Source organism: Streptantibioticus ferralitis, assembly GCF_029223525.1.
GTDB classification, from domain to species: domain Bacteria; phylum Actinomycetota; class Actinomycetes; order Streptomycetales; family Streptomycetaceae; genus Streptantibioticus_A; species Streptantibioticus_A ferralitis.
The window spans coordinates 1-15,444 of the sequence record NZ_JARHTQ010000047.1 but is presented as its reverse complement, the minus strand read 5'-3'; the positions used below and the strand labels follow the sequence as shown (position 1 = coordinate 15,444).

Below are 15,444 nucleotides of genomic sequence, written 5' to 3'. Positions count from 1 at the left end.
AGGCCGTCCACCGTGGCCGAGGCCATCTTGACCGCGCGTCTTCCGTGAAGGGGTAGGCGTTGTTGCTGTATGGGTACGGCTGTACGTCAAAGGGCCGTCTTCCCCCGCTGAGGACTGAGGGGGAGGCGGCCCCTGCGGTGTGCGTGCTTCTGCTAGAGCAGGCCGGACGCCTTGGCGGAAGGCGTTCCATTCTTCCGCTGTAGCACAGTTCGGGCCGGTGGGGCCTCTTGGAGTCGCGCACGGCGATGCCGCCGCCGGGCAGGTCGATTCCCACGCACTGGTCGAAAGATCACCTGGGGATGCGCAAGCCGTTCACCGGCTGCAATGCGGGCCACACCTTCTTCCACACCGACCCGCACGGGCTGGTGTCCATCGGCAAGATGGGCCGCGACGACCAGATCAGCCTCCCCACCGAGGGGATCGAAGGCCTTTCCCACCTTGGCGAGATCGCGGACCTCCTCATGCTTCGCACCGGTGGACGCTCCGGCTGCCGGCTTTCCGGGTCTTGCACGGTGTGCAGGCCCCTGGCCAAGCACTACCAGGAGGCGAAGGCACCGCTCGCAAGTTACTGCCAGCACGGGATGAAGAAAGCAGGTTGACATGACCGCTGTAGCTGTCGAGATCTCTCCGAAGCGTCCGCTTCCGGATGAGCTGCCGTACGTGACCGGCCCGGTCGAGGCCGCCGCACCGCCGGTCACCGCGATCGCGTCCGTCGCGGATCTGGACACGGTGATGGACAGCGTCAAGTGCTCGTGCAATGCGGGCGACGACAACCCCCCACTGATCACGATCCGGTCAATACGGCTCAGGCCCCGGTGCGTTCGCGCCGGGGCCTGAGCCCGATGCGCCGGCCGAGTAGCGTGATTCCCGTGCAACTGACGCGGGACTGGCTCCTGCCCGTGACGCCTGTGCCGTACGTGCCGACCATCGGCCCTGTCCACCCCGGCGCCCTCGATCCTGCCCTCTTCGCGGACGTCGTCCGCGTCGCCCTGCTCTCCCCGTCAGTCGGCGCCTGACGGTCACGCCGACATGGCCTGCTCGCCGCCTTCGGCGTCTTCCGCGCAGGCGGCGGCCAGGTCATCGAGTGACAGATTCAGGGCGCGGGCCAGGGCTGCCACGGTGAAGAAGGCCGGGGTCGGGGCTCGGCCGGTCTCGATCTTGCGGAGGGTTTCAGCGGACACCCCGGCGGCTGCTGCCACGTCGACCATGCTGCGGTCACCGCGGGCCTGGCGAAGCAGGATCCCGAAGCGCTCTCCGCGTTGCCGCTCTTGCGGACTCAAAGGAACTCTCACCATATCCGTGATACTAATACCGGTATAAGTATTGGGTAGCGTCGCATGGCATGGAGTCACGACACATGGTGGAGATCAAGACCGACACGGCACGGGAGGCGATGCGAGAAGCTGGACGCGTCGTGGCCCACGCACTCGCAGCCGGCCGCACGGCGGCAGCTGTGGGAGTTCGCCTGCGCGAACTCGACGAAGCCGCCCGTACCGTTCTCACCAAGGCCGGAGCACGTTCTCCCTTCCTGGGCTACCAGCCCGCCTTCGCCCCCACCCCCTTCCCCGCCGTGCTCTGCGCCTCCGTCAACGACGCCGTCTCGCACGGCATCCCCGACGACTACCGCCTGCGCGACGGCGACCTGGTCAGCATCGACTGCGGAGCCGAACTCGACGGCTGGACCGGCGACGCCGCGATCAGCTTCACCGTCGGCACCCCTCGCCCCGCCGACCTCGAACTCATCGCCGCCACCCAGCAGGCCCTGGACGCCGGCATCGCCGCCGCCACCGTCGGCCACCGGATCGACGACATCTCCCATGCCATCAGCACGGTCGCCCGCAAGGCCGACTGCGGCATGCCCACCGACTTCGGCGGCCACGGCATCGGCCGCCAGATGCACGAAGACCCCCACGTCCCCAACCACGGACGACCCAACCGCGGCTTCCCCCTGCGCCACGGCCTCACCCTCGCGCCGCTACCAACATCTTCACCCTGCTACGTCTCCTGCCGATGAGCGACCACAACAAAACATCGAGATCCTTGCCCTGCGGCACCAACTACTCGTCCTGCAACGCCAGGTCGCCAAGCCCACGTTCACCGACACCGACCGCGCTGTCCTCGCCGGCCTGCTCCACCACCTCCCGACGGAGAAGCTGCGCCAACTCCTGCTGCTGGTACGCCCGGACACGATCATGCGGTGGCACCGCAGCATGCTCAAGAGACGCCGCGCTGCGACCTGCGTGCCCAAGCGCCGCGGGCGTCCGCCCACCGTTCGCTCCATCCGCGCCCCGGTTCTACACCTGGCACGCGAGAACAGCTCGTGGGGATATCGCCGGATCCACGGCGAGCTCACGGCCCTCGGCATCAGGGGCGCCGCTTCGACCGTCTGGGAGATCCTCCGCGAGCACGGCATCCCACCCGCGCCCGAACGGCAGAGCACGACCTGGATCGACTTCCTGCGCAGCCAGGCTGCCGCGCTGCTCGCCTGCGATCTCTTCGAGACCCGCACGCTGACCGGGGCGCGCCTGTACGTCTTCGCCGTCATCGGGCACTCCACGAGGCGCGTCCGGATTCCGGGCGCAACGGCCCACCCGACGGCGGAGTGAATCGTGCAGCTCAGCCGCAATCTCCTCATGGATCTGGAGGACGCGGGCAGCAGGGCCAAGTTCCTCATCCGAGACCGAGACTCGAAGTTCACCGCCGCCTTCGACGCACTGCTGGCCGACGCCGGGCTGAAGGTCGTCACCACCGGCATCCAGATACCCCGGATGAACTCCCTCATGGAGCGCTGGATACAGACCTGCCAGCGCGAACTCCTCGACCGCACCTTGATCTGGAACCAGAGCCACCTGCTGTACGCGCTCCGCGAGTTCGAAAGCTTCTACAACGAGCACCGACCGCACCGAACGCTGACGCAAGCCGCGCCGCTTCGCCCACTGCCCAAACCGATCAATGTGCCAGCGCACATCAGACACCTGGACGTCCGCCGTCGAGACCAACTCGGCGGAACCCTTCACGAGTACCGACATGCCGCTTGACCAGGCCGGATGATTAGTCGGCACCCGCACAGTCGACGCCCGCACCGTGAGCCGCCGGCTCATCCGTTGATGTCGAGGACAGCACTCACTCGTGGGTGACGTTCGCCGTGATCAGACGGAGCAGTTGTTTGGCGGTGGCGTCCTGCTCCGGGGTCAGGTTCATGGCGTCACCGATGGCGAGCGGGACGGTGCGCGCCTTCTTTCGAAGGTCCGCACCCGCCTCGGTGAGACGGATGGCGACGGAGCGCTCGTCGTCCGCACGCCGCTCACGAAGGATCAGCCCGTTTGCTTCGAGTCGCTTGAGGAGGGGGGAGAGGGTGCTGGACTCCAGCTTGAGCGCGGTGCCCAGGTCGCGTACGGAGACGGAGTCCTGCTCCCAGAGGGCGAGCATCACCAGGTACTGGGGGTAGGTCAGTCCGAGTTCGTCCAGCAGGGGCCGGTAGCGCACCGTGACCGCACGCGAGGCCGCATAGAGGGCGAAGCAGAGCTGGTCCTTCAGCAGGAGCGAGCCCCGTTCCGGGTTCCCGGCCACTGCTTCTTCCATGGTCCTCGCCCTCTACTTCGCCTGTTCGGCTGTTCCGCCTGCCAGATCTCCGGCTTTCCGCCCTGCCGGTTCCCCGGCTACCACCCTACCGTTCGAAGCGCCCGCAACCATAGCGTGCTCGATAAAGTTGCACACGACTTAATCGAGCGCTAGTTTTCTGGTGTGCCTTCCGGACGGCGGGCACGACGAACGTCGGGGCCGCCCTGCCCCGACGCCAATCTGGGGAGCTCGACATGACTGAGAAGAGTGCTCGTCCGGTCCTGGAACCCGCCGCGGCCGCGTTCGCCGAGGTGACCGCCAAGCCGCCGTTCCTGTTCCAGATCCCGCCGACCGAGGGCCGTAAGGCCGTCGACGAGGTGCAATCCGGGGAGATCACCAAGCTCGCGGTCGACGAGGAGTGGGTGACCGTCCCCGGCGGCCCGACCGGCGAGGTCCGTGCCCGCCTCGTGCGCCCTGCGGGTGCCGAGGGCCCGCTGCCCGTGATCCTCTACATCCACGGCGCGGGCTGGGTGTTCGGCAACGCGCACACCCACGACCGGCTGGTGCGGGAGCTGGCCGTCGGCGCGCGGGCGGCGGTCGTCTTCCCCGAGTACGACCTCTCCCCCGAGCACCGCTACCCGGTAGCCATCGAGCAGAGCTGGACCATCGCCCGCTGGGTGGTCACCGACGGCGCCGCCAAAGGCCTGGACGGCACCCGGATCGCGGTGGCCGGGGACTCCGTCGGCGGCAACATGAGCGCCGCCCTGACCCTGATGGCCAAGGAACGCGGCGGTCTGAACCTGCGTCAGCAGGTGCTGTTCTACCCGGTCACCGATGCCGCCTTCGACACCGGTTCCTACCACCAGTTCGCCGAAGGCTACTTCCTGCGCCGCGACGGCATGCAGTGGTTCTGGGACCAGTACACCACCGACGAGACCGAACGGGCCCAGCTCACCGCCTCGCCGCTGCGCGCCACCACCGAACAGCTCACCGGCCTGCCCCCGGCCCTGGTGATCACCGCCGAGGCCGACGTCCTGCGCGACGAGGGCGAGGCGTACGCGAACAAGCTCCGCGCTGCCGGGGTGCCCGTCGTCGCCACCCGCTACCAGGGCATCATCCACGACTTCGTGATGCTCAACGCCCTGCGCGAGACCCATGCCGCCGAGGCCGCCATCGCCCAGGCCATCGGCACCCTGCGCAGCGCGCTCGGCACCGTCTGAGGCGATCTCGCCCGTCCCACGTGCTCGGGTCGCCCTTCGCTACGGACAAGGAACGCGACGAGGGGCGACCCGCCAGGGCGGGCAGAGTCGGCATCATGAGCCAGCGCACCTGCGCGACCCTGGTGGCGAATTACTCAGCGTGGTCAAACGACGTTGAGATCCTGGCTCTCCGCCATCAGATAATGGTGCTGGAGCGTCAACTCGGCAAGGGGAAGGTCAGATTCACCGCGAGCGATCGGGCGTTCCTGGCGGCGCTGCTGCATCGGCTGCCGCTGGAGGTCCTGTGTAGGTTGCGGCTGCTGGTGCGTCCGGACACGGTGCTGCGCTGGCACACTACGCCCGTCACTTCAACGGCCACCGACCTCACCGCGCACGCAACCAACTCGTGCCACTGGACGACAGCGCGGGCCGCCGGGCCGCATGGCTGCGGGCCGAGCAGGACAGGGTTTAGAGTCGCCGCGGAAGGCCGATATGCCCATCCTGACGACGCCCAGGAAGGGAAACCGATCATGGGAACGTTCGTGCTCGTACACGGCGCCTGGCACGGTGCCTGGTGCTGGGAACGGGTGAGCGAGTACCTGACCGCGCGCGGTCACCAGGTGGTGACGCCGGAGCTGCCGTCCGATGCCGCCGGGGCCGGGCGGGCCGAGTACCTCGCCTCCATCGAGGATGGACTCGAGTCCCGATCCGAGGTCGTTCTCGTCGCGCACTCCATGAGCGGACTGGTGGCACCGCTGGCGACAGGCAACCCCGCCGTCAGCTCCCTCGTCCTGCTCGCGGCCCTGGTACCGCGGCCCGAGGTTGCCTGGCAGGCCAACGGACTAGAGCCGTTTCCCGAACCGACGCGAGGACTCCTCGCCCGGATGAAGTACGACGAGCTAGGCCGATCAACCCTGCCCCCCGCCGACGCGACCGAGATCTTCTACCACGACTGCACCCCAGCCGATTCCGCGGACGCCGTCGCCCAACTGCGCTCGGACGCGAGCATGATCTACCAACAGACCTGTCCCGCCCTGCCAGAGCGTCGCGTGCCAACCACCTACGTGTCATGCCGCCAGGACCGAGCGGTGGACGGCGAGTGGAATGCGGCCGTTGCCCGAGACGTGCTCGGGGCCGACGTTCAGGAACTCGACGCCGGCCACTCGCCGTTCTGGTCGATGCCACAGCGGTTGGGCGGCCTGCTCACCGAACTGACTTAACATGCTGACCGGCTACTGCGGCTCCCACCGTCATGCGGGCGCACCCCTCGGATCGTACGGCGGGGCGCGGCACCACGAGCGGACGCGGTCGGCGCCGGGTGCCCCTGTGTGTTTCAAACTGGTGGGCCGGTACCACGTGGAAGAACCGCCCGGCACCCTGGCTGGCGTGGGAGTCAATCCGGCGGTTCGACAGTTTGCTCATGAGGGCATTGCGGGTGCCCGGCGCGGGGTTGCAGCATCCGGCGGTTCTTCTGACGCAGACGGCAGTTCCTCCACTGTGGCGTGTAGGTGCCCGAAACTCAGCCACCCCTGTTGTCCTGGGCTTGTGCTTGGGGGCGGCCGGCGGAGGAGCATGGCTCATGGCTGTCCGGCTGCTGTGGCACATCCGCCGCCGGGCGAAGAAGCACAGAGTCGAGTTGTGCTTCACCCCGACCTACGCCTCGTGGGCGAACCCGATCGAAGCGCACTTCGGCCCGCTGCGACAGTTCACCATCGCCAACTCGAACCACCCCAATTACACTGTGAAGACAAGAGCCCTGCAGGTCTACCCGCGCTGGTGCAACGCCACCGCCCGGCCACCGCAACGTCCTGCCGCCGAACGCAAGGAACGCGCCCGCATCTGAAGCGAGAAAGGTATCCACTGGAGCGGACGCCCCCTCAAAACCTCAGCCTGAACACCCCGTCAAACCTACCCGGCCACAGCACAAGTTGGACCGACCGGCTAGTAGGCACTCGCGCCAAGTGTCCGAGCAGGCTGTGGGTCAGGTGATGGGACGAGCGTCCCACGCGTTCCGGAGAGCTGACTGCACGTCTTCCCCAAGAACGAGGTGCGTCATCCCGCCTGGCAGGGTGGGCAGCTCAGCCCAGTGAGTCACAGTTTCAGCACTGTTAAGGCCGTAGGGCAAACGCACAATCCCGTCGGAGTCGACGAAGCAGTCTCTGTGCTCTGCCCCGTCCTCACTCCAGTGCAGAGTCGTGAAGTACATCGGCCTCACTAGCCAAAATTCCTCACCCAACGCCGTATCGGACTCAGTGGCGCTGTCAGCCGGATACCGGCCAGTGATCGCTGCTGCCACCGGTGTACCGCTCTGAGGCAGTCTTTCGCGTACGTCGACCCACGTCACCACGGTGTTCGGATTCGTCATCTCCACCCTCACTCAGGCACTCGGCAAGTCGTCATCTGTCCGTATGCCGGCGTGTCGGCAAGCGCACTGCCTCGACCTCGGCATCTGGTAGGACTGCCCGGCGCTTGCGAAGGTTGCTTGAGCCGGAACGAGCACGGCACCGAGCGATCCGCGACTACCTCCCTCCCCCTCCCCTCCGCCCTCCAGACTTACACGCCTCCAGCGGTCAGACCGGACATCACCACACACCCCATCGCCATGACCGCCAAGTCGGCGAACCCATGTAGTCACAGCACTAGCCAAGTTGTCCTGCCGGAAGTCACCTTGTCGGATTCCTTACCGCCGTACGGGCATATGGGGCGCCGGAGGCGGCTGGCGTGGTGTTGTCCTGAGGGTGCACTCGCCCGAGACTGCCAGCCTCCTGGGGTAGCGTGACCGCGCGCTCTTCAGGGGTAAGGGCGGCCCGTTCGGAAGGTGGCGGCGGCCGCAGTGACGAGGGTGTCCAACCGGGGCAGGCCGGATATCTGCGGGTGCCGCAGGTGCCGCTCGCCGCCGTACACGTGCGGCGTGAACGTCTCCGGGCCCGGACCTCGCTGCAGCTGTGGTGAAGCAGGCAATCAGCCGTCACGCCGATTGCGGTCGGGCTGGCGTGGGCGGACGAGGCTGGCGAGGCCGCCCACGACCGCCCGGATGTGAGCCGGTTCACGCCGGATGTTCCCGCCCGCACACCACCAGGAGAGCTGCCCCTCCGCCTCACGCGGATGCATGCCGTGGTCGTGCTCGTCGCACACAGGCCATGCCTGCCAGAGACACTCGGTGACAGTTTCCTGTGCGGCGTCGGTGATGGCCGTCAGGGCGAGGACAGGGTTGTCCGCCGAGTCCGGATCCACGACGTTGCCGTGCCACTCGCCGTTGGCCAGGGCTACGCAGACGTACTCGGCCACGCCCTCGTTGCATGAGGGAAGCCCCAGCAATTGCAGAAGTCCTTGGCCTGGCAAGGTAACCGAAAGGTCCCGGTTGACAAGGGCAAGAGCCTCGTCCCACAGGGGGTACTCGCCGAGCAAAACCCGACGGGGCTCGGGGAGACCGAAGAGGGCACTCATGGAGACCATCCTGTACGACGCGGGGCAGACGGCGCTGCTGAGGTTGTTGCCGTGATGTTGTCAGGGTGGGCCGGTTTTAACGAGACATCCATCGATGAGGTTGCTGCGGTACTGGATCTCGCGGAGGCCCTGCCGAAGGGCGCGCATCAGGTGATCAGGGTCGGTGAAAGCGGTGTTGGCCTTGCTGCTGCGTCGCAGCGGTGACCAGACGTTCCGCCCTGCTCCCACGCCTGGCGCTACCGCTGTACCGACCGCACGCTGACACGTAACTGCTTGGCGATGGCGGCATTGTCGTGTTCCAGGGCGAACAACTCGGCCGCCTGCATACGGATGTGCTCCGGTCGGTCAGCAGCAACATCCCCGGCTCGAGCCGCTCCAACACAGCTGGGACCAGGCGCTGTTCATGCAGCGGGCACGGTCCCATCGCCGCGACGAACAGCGCATGCGTCCCGCACTCCACCAGCACGGCAAGGGCGCACCTGCGGATACGCACTACGCTACTGCCCGCGACCCGATCCCGGACGGCCGAAGAACACTGCGTTGTCCTGCGTACCGGGCACATCGAATGTGGTGCCGTCCACTGCTACCAGCCGCCATCGGCGGTACCAGGAACCTGTTGTCTCCGGCACCGCCACCGGACGGCACACCCGCTCGAACAGCACCTTCAACGGCTGTGGCCCCAACCGACGGCGGGCCTTGCCGATCGCAGCCTTGGTCGGCACCTGCCACCGCCGCACCCGCTCCAGGCCATGCGCCAACAGCCGGGCGAACTCTTCGTAGCCGTGGCCGGAGAACAGGCACATCACCAGCACGAAGTACACCGCCACCCGTGCCGGCAGCAGCCGCGAACGCTGGTCCACCCGCCCGCACCCAGCCACCACCTCATCCACCAACTCCGGTGGAAGGACCCGCGTCAGCCAGCACAAAGTCACTGGTATTGGGCCTAGATCTCGACGTCGAGCCAGCCCCGCGTGTCGGGGAAGCGGCCATGGGTCAGTGCGTTGAAGCGTTCTTGAATCCTCGAGGTCACCGGCCCGAGGGCGCCGGTGCCGATCTTATGTCCGTCGATCTCCGGGACGGGCAGCAGTTCGGAGGCCGTGCCGGTGGTGAACACCTCGTCGGCTCGGTACAGTTCGTCGACCGTGAGGTCACGTTCGGCCACCGCATATCCGAGGTCGTCGCCGGCGATCTTCAGCACCGCGTCGCGCGTGATGCCCATGAGGATGGGACTGGCTGACGAGGGCGTGCAGACGACGTCATCGATGACGGCGAAGACGTTCTCTCCGGTCGACTCGGCGACCAGTCCGTTCTCATCGCAGAAGATCGCCTGACCGTACCCGCGACGGCGCGCGTCACTGTATGCCGTCACCGACAGGACGTAGTGCCCACACGCCTTCGCCTTGTAGAACGAGGCCAGAGCGGCGGGCCGCGGGTAGGGGGAGACCGTCGCGGTGGTTCCAGCCGCCCGGTCGCGGTCGGAATATCCCGTCCAGGGAAACGCGATCATCGCGACATGGGTGGTGTTGAGCCAGTGGGCGAAGATGACGTTGGGTTCGCCCGAGTAGACGAGCGGACGCAGATAGGCGTCGGCGAGTTCGTTGGCTCGTACCGCCTCGGCTCCGGCCGCGACCAACTGGTCCAGGTCATTCGGCGCCTCCATCCCGAGCGCGGCGGCCGATTCCAGGAGCCGCCGCATGTGATCCCGGCCACGGAACATCCGGACGCTGCCGTCGTCGAGCCGGTAGCAACGGATCCCCTCGAGCACGCCGAAGCCGGTGTGGAGAGTGTGAGTCAGCAGATGTGCTCCGGTGGTTGACGGGACCAACGCCCCGTCCAGCCAGAATGATCCCGAAGGCTCGATCATCACTGTTCTCCAGTCCGTATGGTTACCTCGACACCATCCCCCAGCGGTAGCGTCTGCGACCAGGCGCCGGGAACGGACCGCACATGCTTGACGTACTCCCCCATGAGGCCGCGGGTGGCCTGGGGCACAAGGATGTTGTCGGCCACGACGACACCTCCCACAGCGACCTGCTTCCAGGCCAGATCGAAGTCGGGGATGTACAGGTCCTTCCAGTGGTCGATGATCACGACGTCGTAGGGCCCTGGCAATCGCGGCAGAACATCGGCGGCGGTGCCCTCGATGACCTCGACGTACTCCGCCAGCCCGGCTTCCGCGAGATTGTCCCGCGCCTGGGCGACCTTGCCGGTGTCGGGTTCGATGGAGTGGACCCGGCCACCGGCGGCGCGAACCGCATCAGCCAGCCAGATCGTCGAATAGCCGACTGAACTCCCCACCTCGACGACAGTGGGATTGGTGCGGCACCGTACCAGCATGGCGAGCAGGCGGCCGACGTCGGGGCCGACGTCCAGCATGAGCTGCCCCGCGGCGGCCCTGGTGTGGCCGGCGCCTGCGGCGTTGAGCCGTTCCAGCTCCGCCCGTTCACCTTCCGACCGGTGTTCCAGACGGGCGAGTACTCGTGACATCTCTGGCGTCATCCCACATCCTTGGGTCATGCGAATAGGGGTCATGCATTCACGGCTCGGTACCGAACTGGCTGAACGCCTAGCCGACGCGCTGACCGACGTGCAGGTCGAATCGGTCGACGAAGGCGAATTCCCCGATTGCGAAATCCTCGTGGCGAACACGCTGCCATCCGGTCTGTTGCGCTGCAGCCCGCGCCTGCGCTGGCTGCAGCTGACCAGCGTCGGCACCGACCAGCTCGCCGTGGCCGGGCCGCCGCCCGACGACCTGCTGGTGACGAACGCAGGGGACGTCCCGTCGCGGGCGGTCGCCGAGTTCGTGCTCATGGGCATGCTGGCTCTTGCCAAGGACGCGCCGGGACTCGTCCGCCGGCAGCACGAGCACAGGTGGCAGCCCAACTACGCGGCGCGACTCCTCGCCGGGGAGACGTTGCTTCTGCTTGGGCTGGGCAGCGTCGGACGAGCGGTCGCCGTACGAGCCAGAGCGTTCGGGATGCGGGTGGTGGCGGTGACCCGCACCGGCCGCGCCGACGACGCCGCGGACCTGGTGATCAGCCGGGAGCGCCTGCTCGAGGTGGCCAAGGAATCGCTCTTTCTGGTCGCCGCTGTGCCCGGCACCGAGGAGACCACCAACCTGGTCTCCCGTCAGGTGCTTCGCGCACTGCCCGATGGAGCCTTCGTGATCAACGTGGGCCGTCCCACCGTGCTCGAAACCGAGGCGCTTGTTGCGGAGCTCAGCAGGCTCGGGGGCGCCATGCTCGACGTCCACGATGAGGAACCGCTCCCTTCTTCCAGCGGTCTCTGGAGGGCCGACCGGCTCTGGGTCACCCCCCACACCGCGTTCGGCTATCCCGGCGAGGGGGCTGATCTGGCCGATTTGATCTGCGACAACTACTCCCGGTTTCGCGCCGGCACGCCACTGCGCAACCTCGTGCGCGCGGGAAGTTCCGCCGTGGCGAACACGACACCGCCCATGGTCACGGCCGCGCCCACAAGCTGCCAGCCGGAGAGCGACTCTCCGAAGATCGGTACGGCGAGCGCCGCGCCCAAGACCGGTACGAGATAGAGGTACACGTTGGTACGGGAGACGCCGATACGGGTGAAGCAGTAGTACCAGGCGATGATGTTGTAGACGAAGCCGATCAGACCCCCGAACAGCACTCCTAGCCAGCTCGCCAAGGGGGCGGCCGTCAGGTGCTCCGGATGTGAGATCAGGCCGGGCGCCGCCAGGAGCACCAGCGGCACAGCCCCGAACAGGCATCCCCAGGCCGCCACCGCCGGCGGCGGCAGGCGACGCATGGCGAGCTTGCTCGTGACGCCGTACACCGCGAAGATCAGGACGGCGATCGTCATGAGCAGCTCGCCGCGCCAGTCACCAGCGGATTGCGCCGCCGCCGCGTTGGGCGGAAGGATCTTCATCAGCCAGACGATGCCGAGCCAGCCGACCGCTATCCCCACAACCTGGCGCCGCGACACCCTCTCATGGAGGATCAGCCAGGCCAGCACCAGCGATGCCACCGGAATGATCATTTCGATGAGTCCGGCTTCCGCGGCCGGGATCAGCCTCAGCGCCTCGAAGAACAGCACGTTGTATACGCAGATGCCGAGCACGCCGGTCGCCGCGAGCCACGGCAGATCACTTCGGACCGGCCGAGGCCAGCGCCCTACGAACGGCAGCAGTGCTGCCATAGCCAGCAGGTAGCGTAGGGCGTTGGCCTCCTCCGGAGTGAACCCTTCGAGTGCGTACCGGGCGGCAATGAGGTTGCCCGCTGCGGTCAGTGGGACCGACAGGAGCAGAAATTGGAGCCGGAGCGTCATTTGGTGATTGTCTCCCAAGCGGGGTGCCGCTTGAGACAGATTTCCCGGTAAAGACCCCACTGGTAGACGCGACGGGCCTGGATCGATCGCCAGATCGCCAGTCGGATCCGCTGCTGCAGCTCGGCGCCGATCGCGTACTTGCGCAGCAGGTTCGCAGCTTCCCCCGCGTGCTTGTCGTCGCCGCCGTAGTTGAGTTCGAGCCGCTCGTCGCCAGCGTGGATGCGGAAGACCTCCAGCGCCTCGTCATCCAGGTCGAACTGCTCCCGCAGCGCCGCGGCGATCCGCCGGAACCGGCCCGGGATGGTCAGCTCGATCGCGAAGCTGCCCGCGGCCAACCCCTCCAACCAGTGGTAGTCACGGACCAGGTGCTGGCGGTACTCCACGTAGAGCAGAGTCTCCGGGTACGGCTCGGCGAATTCCAGCTCCTCGTCGGAGACGCCGAGCGCTCGGCCGAGCTGCCGTACGGTGACCGGGTGCTCCCTCGCCGGGTTGAACTCGCCTAATTCCTCGGCGAGGTTGGCGCCCATGTACTGACGGGCGTCGTAGAAGTAGTAGGAGTTCGCGGCGATCTGTGCGATCACGGAGGGGAAGATGCGAGAGTCGATGTACCACTGCTTGACCCACTCGCGTGCCCCTTCGATCGGGACCTTCTTGGCGATGAGCTGCTCGTAGAACGGACCGATGTTGGCCGCGGCCGAGTTCATCACCTCGTTGGTGAGCTCCTTGACGAAGTCGTCCGGGGACAACTCGGCGGGCAGCGCCTCGCCCAGCCTGGTCTGCGGCTTTCCGATCGGCGCGTGATCGAGGTTGGAATCGAACTCGGACTCGTGCTCGGTGCGGGTTTCACGTACGTTCGCCACGCGAGTCATTCCTTTCATGATGGATCGTTGCGGCGCTCTCCTCGGCCAACCGTTCGGCGGCCTGATGAGCGGTGATCCGGGTGGCGGCGGCGTGCTCGGCCACCCTGTGGTAGGCCGCGCGGATGCGGTGCGCGACCTCAGCATGGAGGTGTTCGGCGAGGCTCTTCGCGTCAGGAGTCCTGCGCTGCTGCCCGGGATGGGCGTCAGGAGCCGACGTGTGCCGCGAAAGCCATTCGGTGCGGACGAGCCCGGTGGCGATCGCGCCCCCGGCGTTGGCGACGATCCCCGGGACCACTTCGACCCCGCGGCTTGCGAGAGCGGCGAGGGCAGGCTCGGTACAGGGCCCGTTGGCGCCTTCGACCACCAGGCCGGCGCGGATCAGGTCGACGTTCTTCTCGTGCACGGCCTCCGCAACCGCCGCGAGCACCAGTACATCGGCCTCGGCGGAGAACACCGCAGTGGGGTCGTCGACGCACCGCACACCGGCGGGGAGCCGTGTCCGGTCCACGACACCCGTGGAGTCGGTGGCCGCCGCGGTCTCGGCCATCGGTAAACCCTGCGGGTGGCTTATCGTACCGAGTTGGTCGGCGACGGCAACGATGAGATGCCCCCGCTCAGACAAATGCGCGGCCGTGCCGCGTCCTACCGTGCCGAAGCCGTGGACTGCGATCCTCCGGCGCTCCCCAGCGCTCGGGGCCTTCGTCGCCTCGACGGCTTCGGCGACTCCGAACCCAGTGACAGAGGCACAGTGGTCCCACAGTTCCGCCCAGGAACAAGCGCCACCGGGCAGCGGCACTTCATACTCCGCGGAGGAGAAGATGAGGTCCCGGTCCCGCAGATCGATGCCCTGATCGAGTCCAAGGTAGATGCCGCCGTGCAGAAGCGGACGGGCCGCACGGCCGAAGGCCGCCAGCACCTCGTCGCGTTCGCGGCCACGGGGCAGGCCGCAGACGATGCCGCCCTTCGCCCCGCCGATCGGGAGCCGGTGGAGCGCGAGCTTCAAGGTCATCTGCCGAGCCAGCACCTCGAGGGTTCGCGGGGTGACGCCGGGGGTCATGCGCAAACCGCCCATAGCCTTCCCGCCAACAAGCGAGTCAGTGATCACATAGGCCGTGAGGTCGGTCGTGGAGTCTTGAAAGGCGGCTGCTAAGAGAGGTGCCATGATTCTCCCGTGCGCGAGATTGTCGCCTGGCAATTGATACATGGCTGCCGGCTGGCAGCGTGATCGAACTCTGTCCTCCGGCTGCACAATTCCACATGAGCGATCAGACTTCGTCAAGGCTCGATCACCCGCAAGTTCGGACTTGCACGGGTCGTTACACTTCCTACTCGCCCATGACGCCCGTCAGCGGGTTGAGTACGTCCTCACGGCAGGGGCAGCGTAAGGGCCTTGAACAGGAAGACCTGCCGGAATTCTCGGCCGGGGGTCGCAGTCGTGGCGTGCACCGGGGCGTGTGCAGATACTCGGGGCGCTGTGTGACGCATTGCCAATAGTGTGGCTGCTGTGGCATATAGCCATGGTCATATGGCTGAGGTCTGTGGTGGGTGAGTTGTCGACCGAGGTGACCGTCAATGCCAGAGGATTTATGGAGTCGCCATCTGTTTCGGTGCGGCATGACCTGACCGCCAAGAACCCCGACCCGTATGGACGTTCAGCCGGTTACGGCACCCGCTCCGGTTGTCGGTTCGCCACCGGGTCGATGGCCGTCTGCTGATCCCGATGAGCGTTCGCCCATGCCGGTGGCCGCAAGGGTGACGGCGCATGACCTGCCCGGAAACAGCTGGAGCGTCTTGGACGAGCGGGCGTGGCAAACTGGGATATCCGGACCGACGACTCTACGCGCGGCACCGCCACTTCGGCCGACTGGATGCCGAAGCCGAGGGGACCGTCGACAAGGCCTCTGCTCTGGCAGTTGCAGTTGGTTCGCCCCTGCCCGCCAGGCAGGTGTGGAGTTCCCCCACTGATCTGGACAGCCTGATACTGGGACGGATGAGTCCCGGAGGAAGCAGTCCAGGTAGTGAGTAGCAAGAGCAACATGAGCAAGCGGTACTCGGCGGAGTTCAAGCGTGATGCC

At 67.0% G+C, this 15,444-nt stretch carries 16 protein-coding genes and 4 pseudogenes; 10 read left to right on the top strand and 10 right to left on the bottom strand.

The genetic code is table 11. From position 1 onward, the window contains the following. Positions 1-281 precede the first annotated feature (281 nt). From P2L57_RS36880 to P2L57_RS36870, 3 genes and pseudogenes are all read left to right on the top strand, one after another. Positions 282-599 (top strand): annotated as a pseudogene (locus P2L57_RS36880) (radical SAM protein); the annotation flags it as partial. A gap of 1 nt (position 600) precedes the next feature. Next, positions 601-837, top strand: coding sequence for a hypothetical protein (locus P2L57_RS36875; RefSeq protein WP_275822359.1), 237 nt, complete (start codon positions 601-603; stop codon positions 835-837). 32 nt (positions 838-869) lie between these two features. Next, complete coding sequence (locus tag P2L57_RS36870; protein WP_275822357.1) at positions 870-1,016, top strand: hypothetical protein; 147 nt, start codon at positions 870-872, stop codon at positions 1,014-1,016. A 3-nt stretch (positions 1,017-1,019) separates the two neighbouring features. Here the strand turns inward: P2L57_RS36870 and P2L57_RS36865 are convergent, their stop codons facing one another. Beyond that, positions 1,020-1,295: a helix-turn-helix domain-containing protein gene (locus P2L57_RS36865; RefSeq protein ID WP_275822355.1), complete on the bottom strand. Its 276-nt coding sequence runs from the start codon at positions 1,293-1,295 to the stop codon at positions 1,020-1,022. A gap of 62 nt (positions 1,296-1,357) precedes the next feature. Between P2L57_RS36865 and map the strand changes: the two genes are divergently transcribed. After that, positions 1,358-2,014 carry a type I methionyl aminopeptidase gene (gene map / locus P2L57_RS36860; RefSeq protein WP_275822393.1) on the top strand — a complete coding sequence of 219 codons (657 nt, stop codon included), beginning with the start codon at positions 1,358-1,360 and terminating at the stop codon, positions 2,012-2,014. Continuing rightward, a pseudogene (locus tag P2L57_RS36855) lies at positions 2,011-3,038 on the top strand (integrase core domain-containing protein). The gene map and the pseudogene P2L57_RS36855 overlap by 4 nt, the downstream one beginning before the upstream one ends. 85 nt (positions 3,039-3,123) lie before the next feature. Here the strand turns inward: P2L57_RS36855 and P2L57_RS36850 are convergent. After that, entirely contained in the window at positions 3,124-3,582 is a 459-nt protein-coding gene (locus P2L57_RS36850) for a MarR family winged helix-turn-helix transcriptional regulator (protein WP_275822353.1), read from the bottom strand. Between the two features lie 233 nt (positions 3,583-3,815). Here P2L57_RS36850 and P2L57_RS36845 point away from each other — a divergent pair, with 233 nt between their 5' ends. The 3 genes and pseudogenes from P2L57_RS36845 to P2L57_RS36835 form a co-directional block, all read left to right on the top strand. Further along, entirely contained in the window at positions 3,816-4,781 is a 966-nt protein-coding gene (locus P2L57_RS36845) for an alpha/beta hydrolase (RefSeq protein ID WP_275822351.1), read from the top strand. A gap of 95 nt (positions 4,782-4,876) precedes the next feature. Continuing rightward, the gene (locus tag P2L57_RS36840) at positions 4,877-5,980 is read left to right on the top strand and encodes an alpha/beta fold hydrolase (RefSeq protein WP_275822349.1); all 1,104 of its coding nucleotides are present in this window, start codon (positions 4,877-4,879) and stop codon (positions 5,978-5,980) included. A 383-nt stretch (positions 5,981-6,363) separates the two neighbouring features. Next, positions 6,364-6,603 (top strand): annotated as a pseudogene (locus tag P2L57_RS36835) (IS630 family transposase); the annotation flags it as partial. A gap of 138 nt (positions 6,604-6,741) precedes the next feature. On the opposite strand, the gene P2L57_RS36830 reads toward P2L57_RS36835, so the two are convergent. Then, positions 6,742-7,125, bottom strand: coding sequence for an AQJ64_40280 family protein (locus tag P2L57_RS36830; protein ID WP_275822347.1), 384 nt, complete (start codon positions 7,123-7,125; stop codon positions 6,742-6,744). Positions 7,126-7,721: 596 nt separating this feature from the next. Then, on the bottom strand, positions 7,722-8,078 hold the full coding sequence (locus P2L57_RS36825; protein WP_275822345.1) for a hypothetical protein: 357 nt from the start codon (positions 8,076-8,078) through the stop codon (positions 7,722-7,724). Here P2L57_RS36825 and P2L57_RS36820 point away from each other — a divergent pair, their 5' ends adjacent. Then, the gene (locus tag P2L57_RS36820; RefSeq protein WP_275822343.1) at positions 8,079-8,411 is read left to right on the top strand and encodes a hypothetical protein; all 333 of its coding nucleotides are present in this window, start codon (positions 8,079-8,081) and stop codon (positions 8,409-8,411) included. It abuts the gene before it with no gap. A gap of 293 nt (positions 8,412-8,704) precedes the next feature. On the opposite strand, the gene P2L57_RS36815 is transcribed toward P2L57_RS36820, so the two are convergent. The 3 genes from P2L57_RS36815 to P2L57_RS36805 all read right to left on the bottom strand — a co-directional run bounded on the left by P2L57_RS36815 (position 8,705) and on the right by P2L57_RS36805 (position 10,706). Next, entirely contained in the window at positions 8,705-9,085 is a 381-nt protein-coding gene (locus P2L57_RS36815) for a transposase domain-containing protein (protein WP_275822341.1), read from the bottom strand. Positions 9,086-9,150: 65 nt separating this feature from the next. Next, on the bottom strand, positions 9,151-10,071 hold the full coding sequence (locus P2L57_RS36810; protein ID WP_275822339.1) for a branched-chain amino acid transaminase: 921 nt from the start codon (positions 10,069-10,071) through the stop codon (positions 9,151-9,153). Next, positions 10,071-10,706, bottom strand: a complete 636-nt coding sequence (locus tag P2L57_RS36805; protein ID WP_275822337.1) for an O-methyltransferase — start codon at positions 10,704-10,706, stop codon at positions 10,071-10,073. Before P2L57_RS36805 ends, P2L57_RS36810 begins: the two co-directional genes overlap by 1 nt. Before the next feature lie 16 nt (positions 10,707-10,722). Between P2L57_RS36805 and P2L57_RS36800 the strand changes: the two are divergent. Next, positions 10,723-11,520 (top strand): annotated as a pseudogene (locus P2L57_RS36800) (NAD(P)-dependent oxidoreductase); the annotation flags it as partial. A gap of 62 nt (positions 11,521-11,582) precedes the next feature. On the opposite strand, the gene P2L57_RS36795 reads toward P2L57_RS36800, so the two are convergent. Genes P2L57_RS36795 through P2L57_RS36785 form a run of 3 tightly spaced genes read right to left on the bottom strand, consistent with a single transcriptional unit; the run spans position 11,583 to position 14,618 of the window. Further along, positions 11,583-12,509 (bottom strand): DMT family transporter, encoded by a 927-nt coding sequence (locus P2L57_RS36795; RefSeq protein ID WP_275822335.1) that lies wholly within the window; start codon positions 12,507-12,509, stop codon positions 11,583-11,585. Beyond that, entirely contained in the window at positions 12,506-13,369 is an 864-nt protein-coding gene (locus P2L57_RS36790; RefSeq protein WP_275822333.1) for an iron-containing redox enzyme family protein, read from the bottom strand. Before P2L57_RS36790 ends, P2L57_RS36795 begins: the two co-directional genes overlap by 4 nt. Continuing rightward, a complete protein-coding gene (locus P2L57_RS36785) occupies positions 13,353-14,618 on the bottom strand; it encodes a Glu/Leu/Phe/Val dehydrogenase dimerization domain-containing protein (protein ID WP_275822331.1) in 1,266 nt (421 codons plus the stop codon). Before P2L57_RS36785 ends, P2L57_RS36790 begins: the two co-directional genes overlap by 17 nt. Positions 14,619-15,444 lie beyond the last annotated feature (826 nt).

What these genes read in the sequence shown, in the direction of transcription:
- P2L57_RS36875 (WP_275822359.1), top strand. Translation starts at nt 601, where the DNA reads ATGACCGCTGTAGCTGTCGAGATCTCTCCGAAGCGTCCGCTTCCGGAT.
- P2L57_RS36865 (WP_275822355.1), bottom strand. Translation starts at nt 1,295, where the DNA reads ATGGTGAGAGTTCCTTTGAGTCCGCAAGAGCGGCAACGCGGAGAGCGC.
- map (WP_275822393.1), top strand. Translation starts at nt 1,358, where the DNA reads ATGGTGGAGATCAAGACCGACACGGCACGGGAGGCGATGCGAGAAGCT.
- P2L57_RS36850 (WP_275822353.1), bottom strand. Translation starts at nt 3,582, where the DNA reads ATGGAAGAAGCAGTGGCCGGGAACCCGGAACGGGGCTCGCTCCTGCTG.
- P2L57_RS36845 (WP_275822351.1), top strand. Translation starts at nt 3,816, where the DNA reads ATGACTGAGAAGAGTGCTCGTCCGGTCCTGGAACCCGCCGCGGCCGCG.
- P2L57_RS36840 (WP_275822349.1), top strand. Translation starts at nt 4,877, where the DNA reads ATGAGCCAGCGCACCTGCGCGACCCTGGTGGCGAATTACTCAGCGTGG.
- P2L57_RS36830 (WP_275822347.1), bottom strand. Translation starts at nt 7,125, where the DNA reads ATGACGAATCCGAACACCGTGGTGACGTGGGTCGACGTACGCGAAAGA.
- P2L57_RS36810 (WP_275822339.1), bottom strand. Translation starts at nt 10,071, where the DNA reads ATGATCGAGCCTTCGGGATCATTCTGGCTGGACGGGGCGTTGGTCCCG.
- P2L57_RS36805 (WP_275822337.1), bottom strand. Translation starts at nt 10,706, where the DNA reads ATGACGCCAGAGATGTCACGAGTACTCGCCCGTCTGGAACACCGGTCG.
- P2L57_RS36795 (WP_275822335.1), bottom strand. Translation starts at nt 12,509, where the DNA reads ATGACGCTCCGGCTCCAATTTCTGCTCCTGTCGGTCCCACTGACCGCA.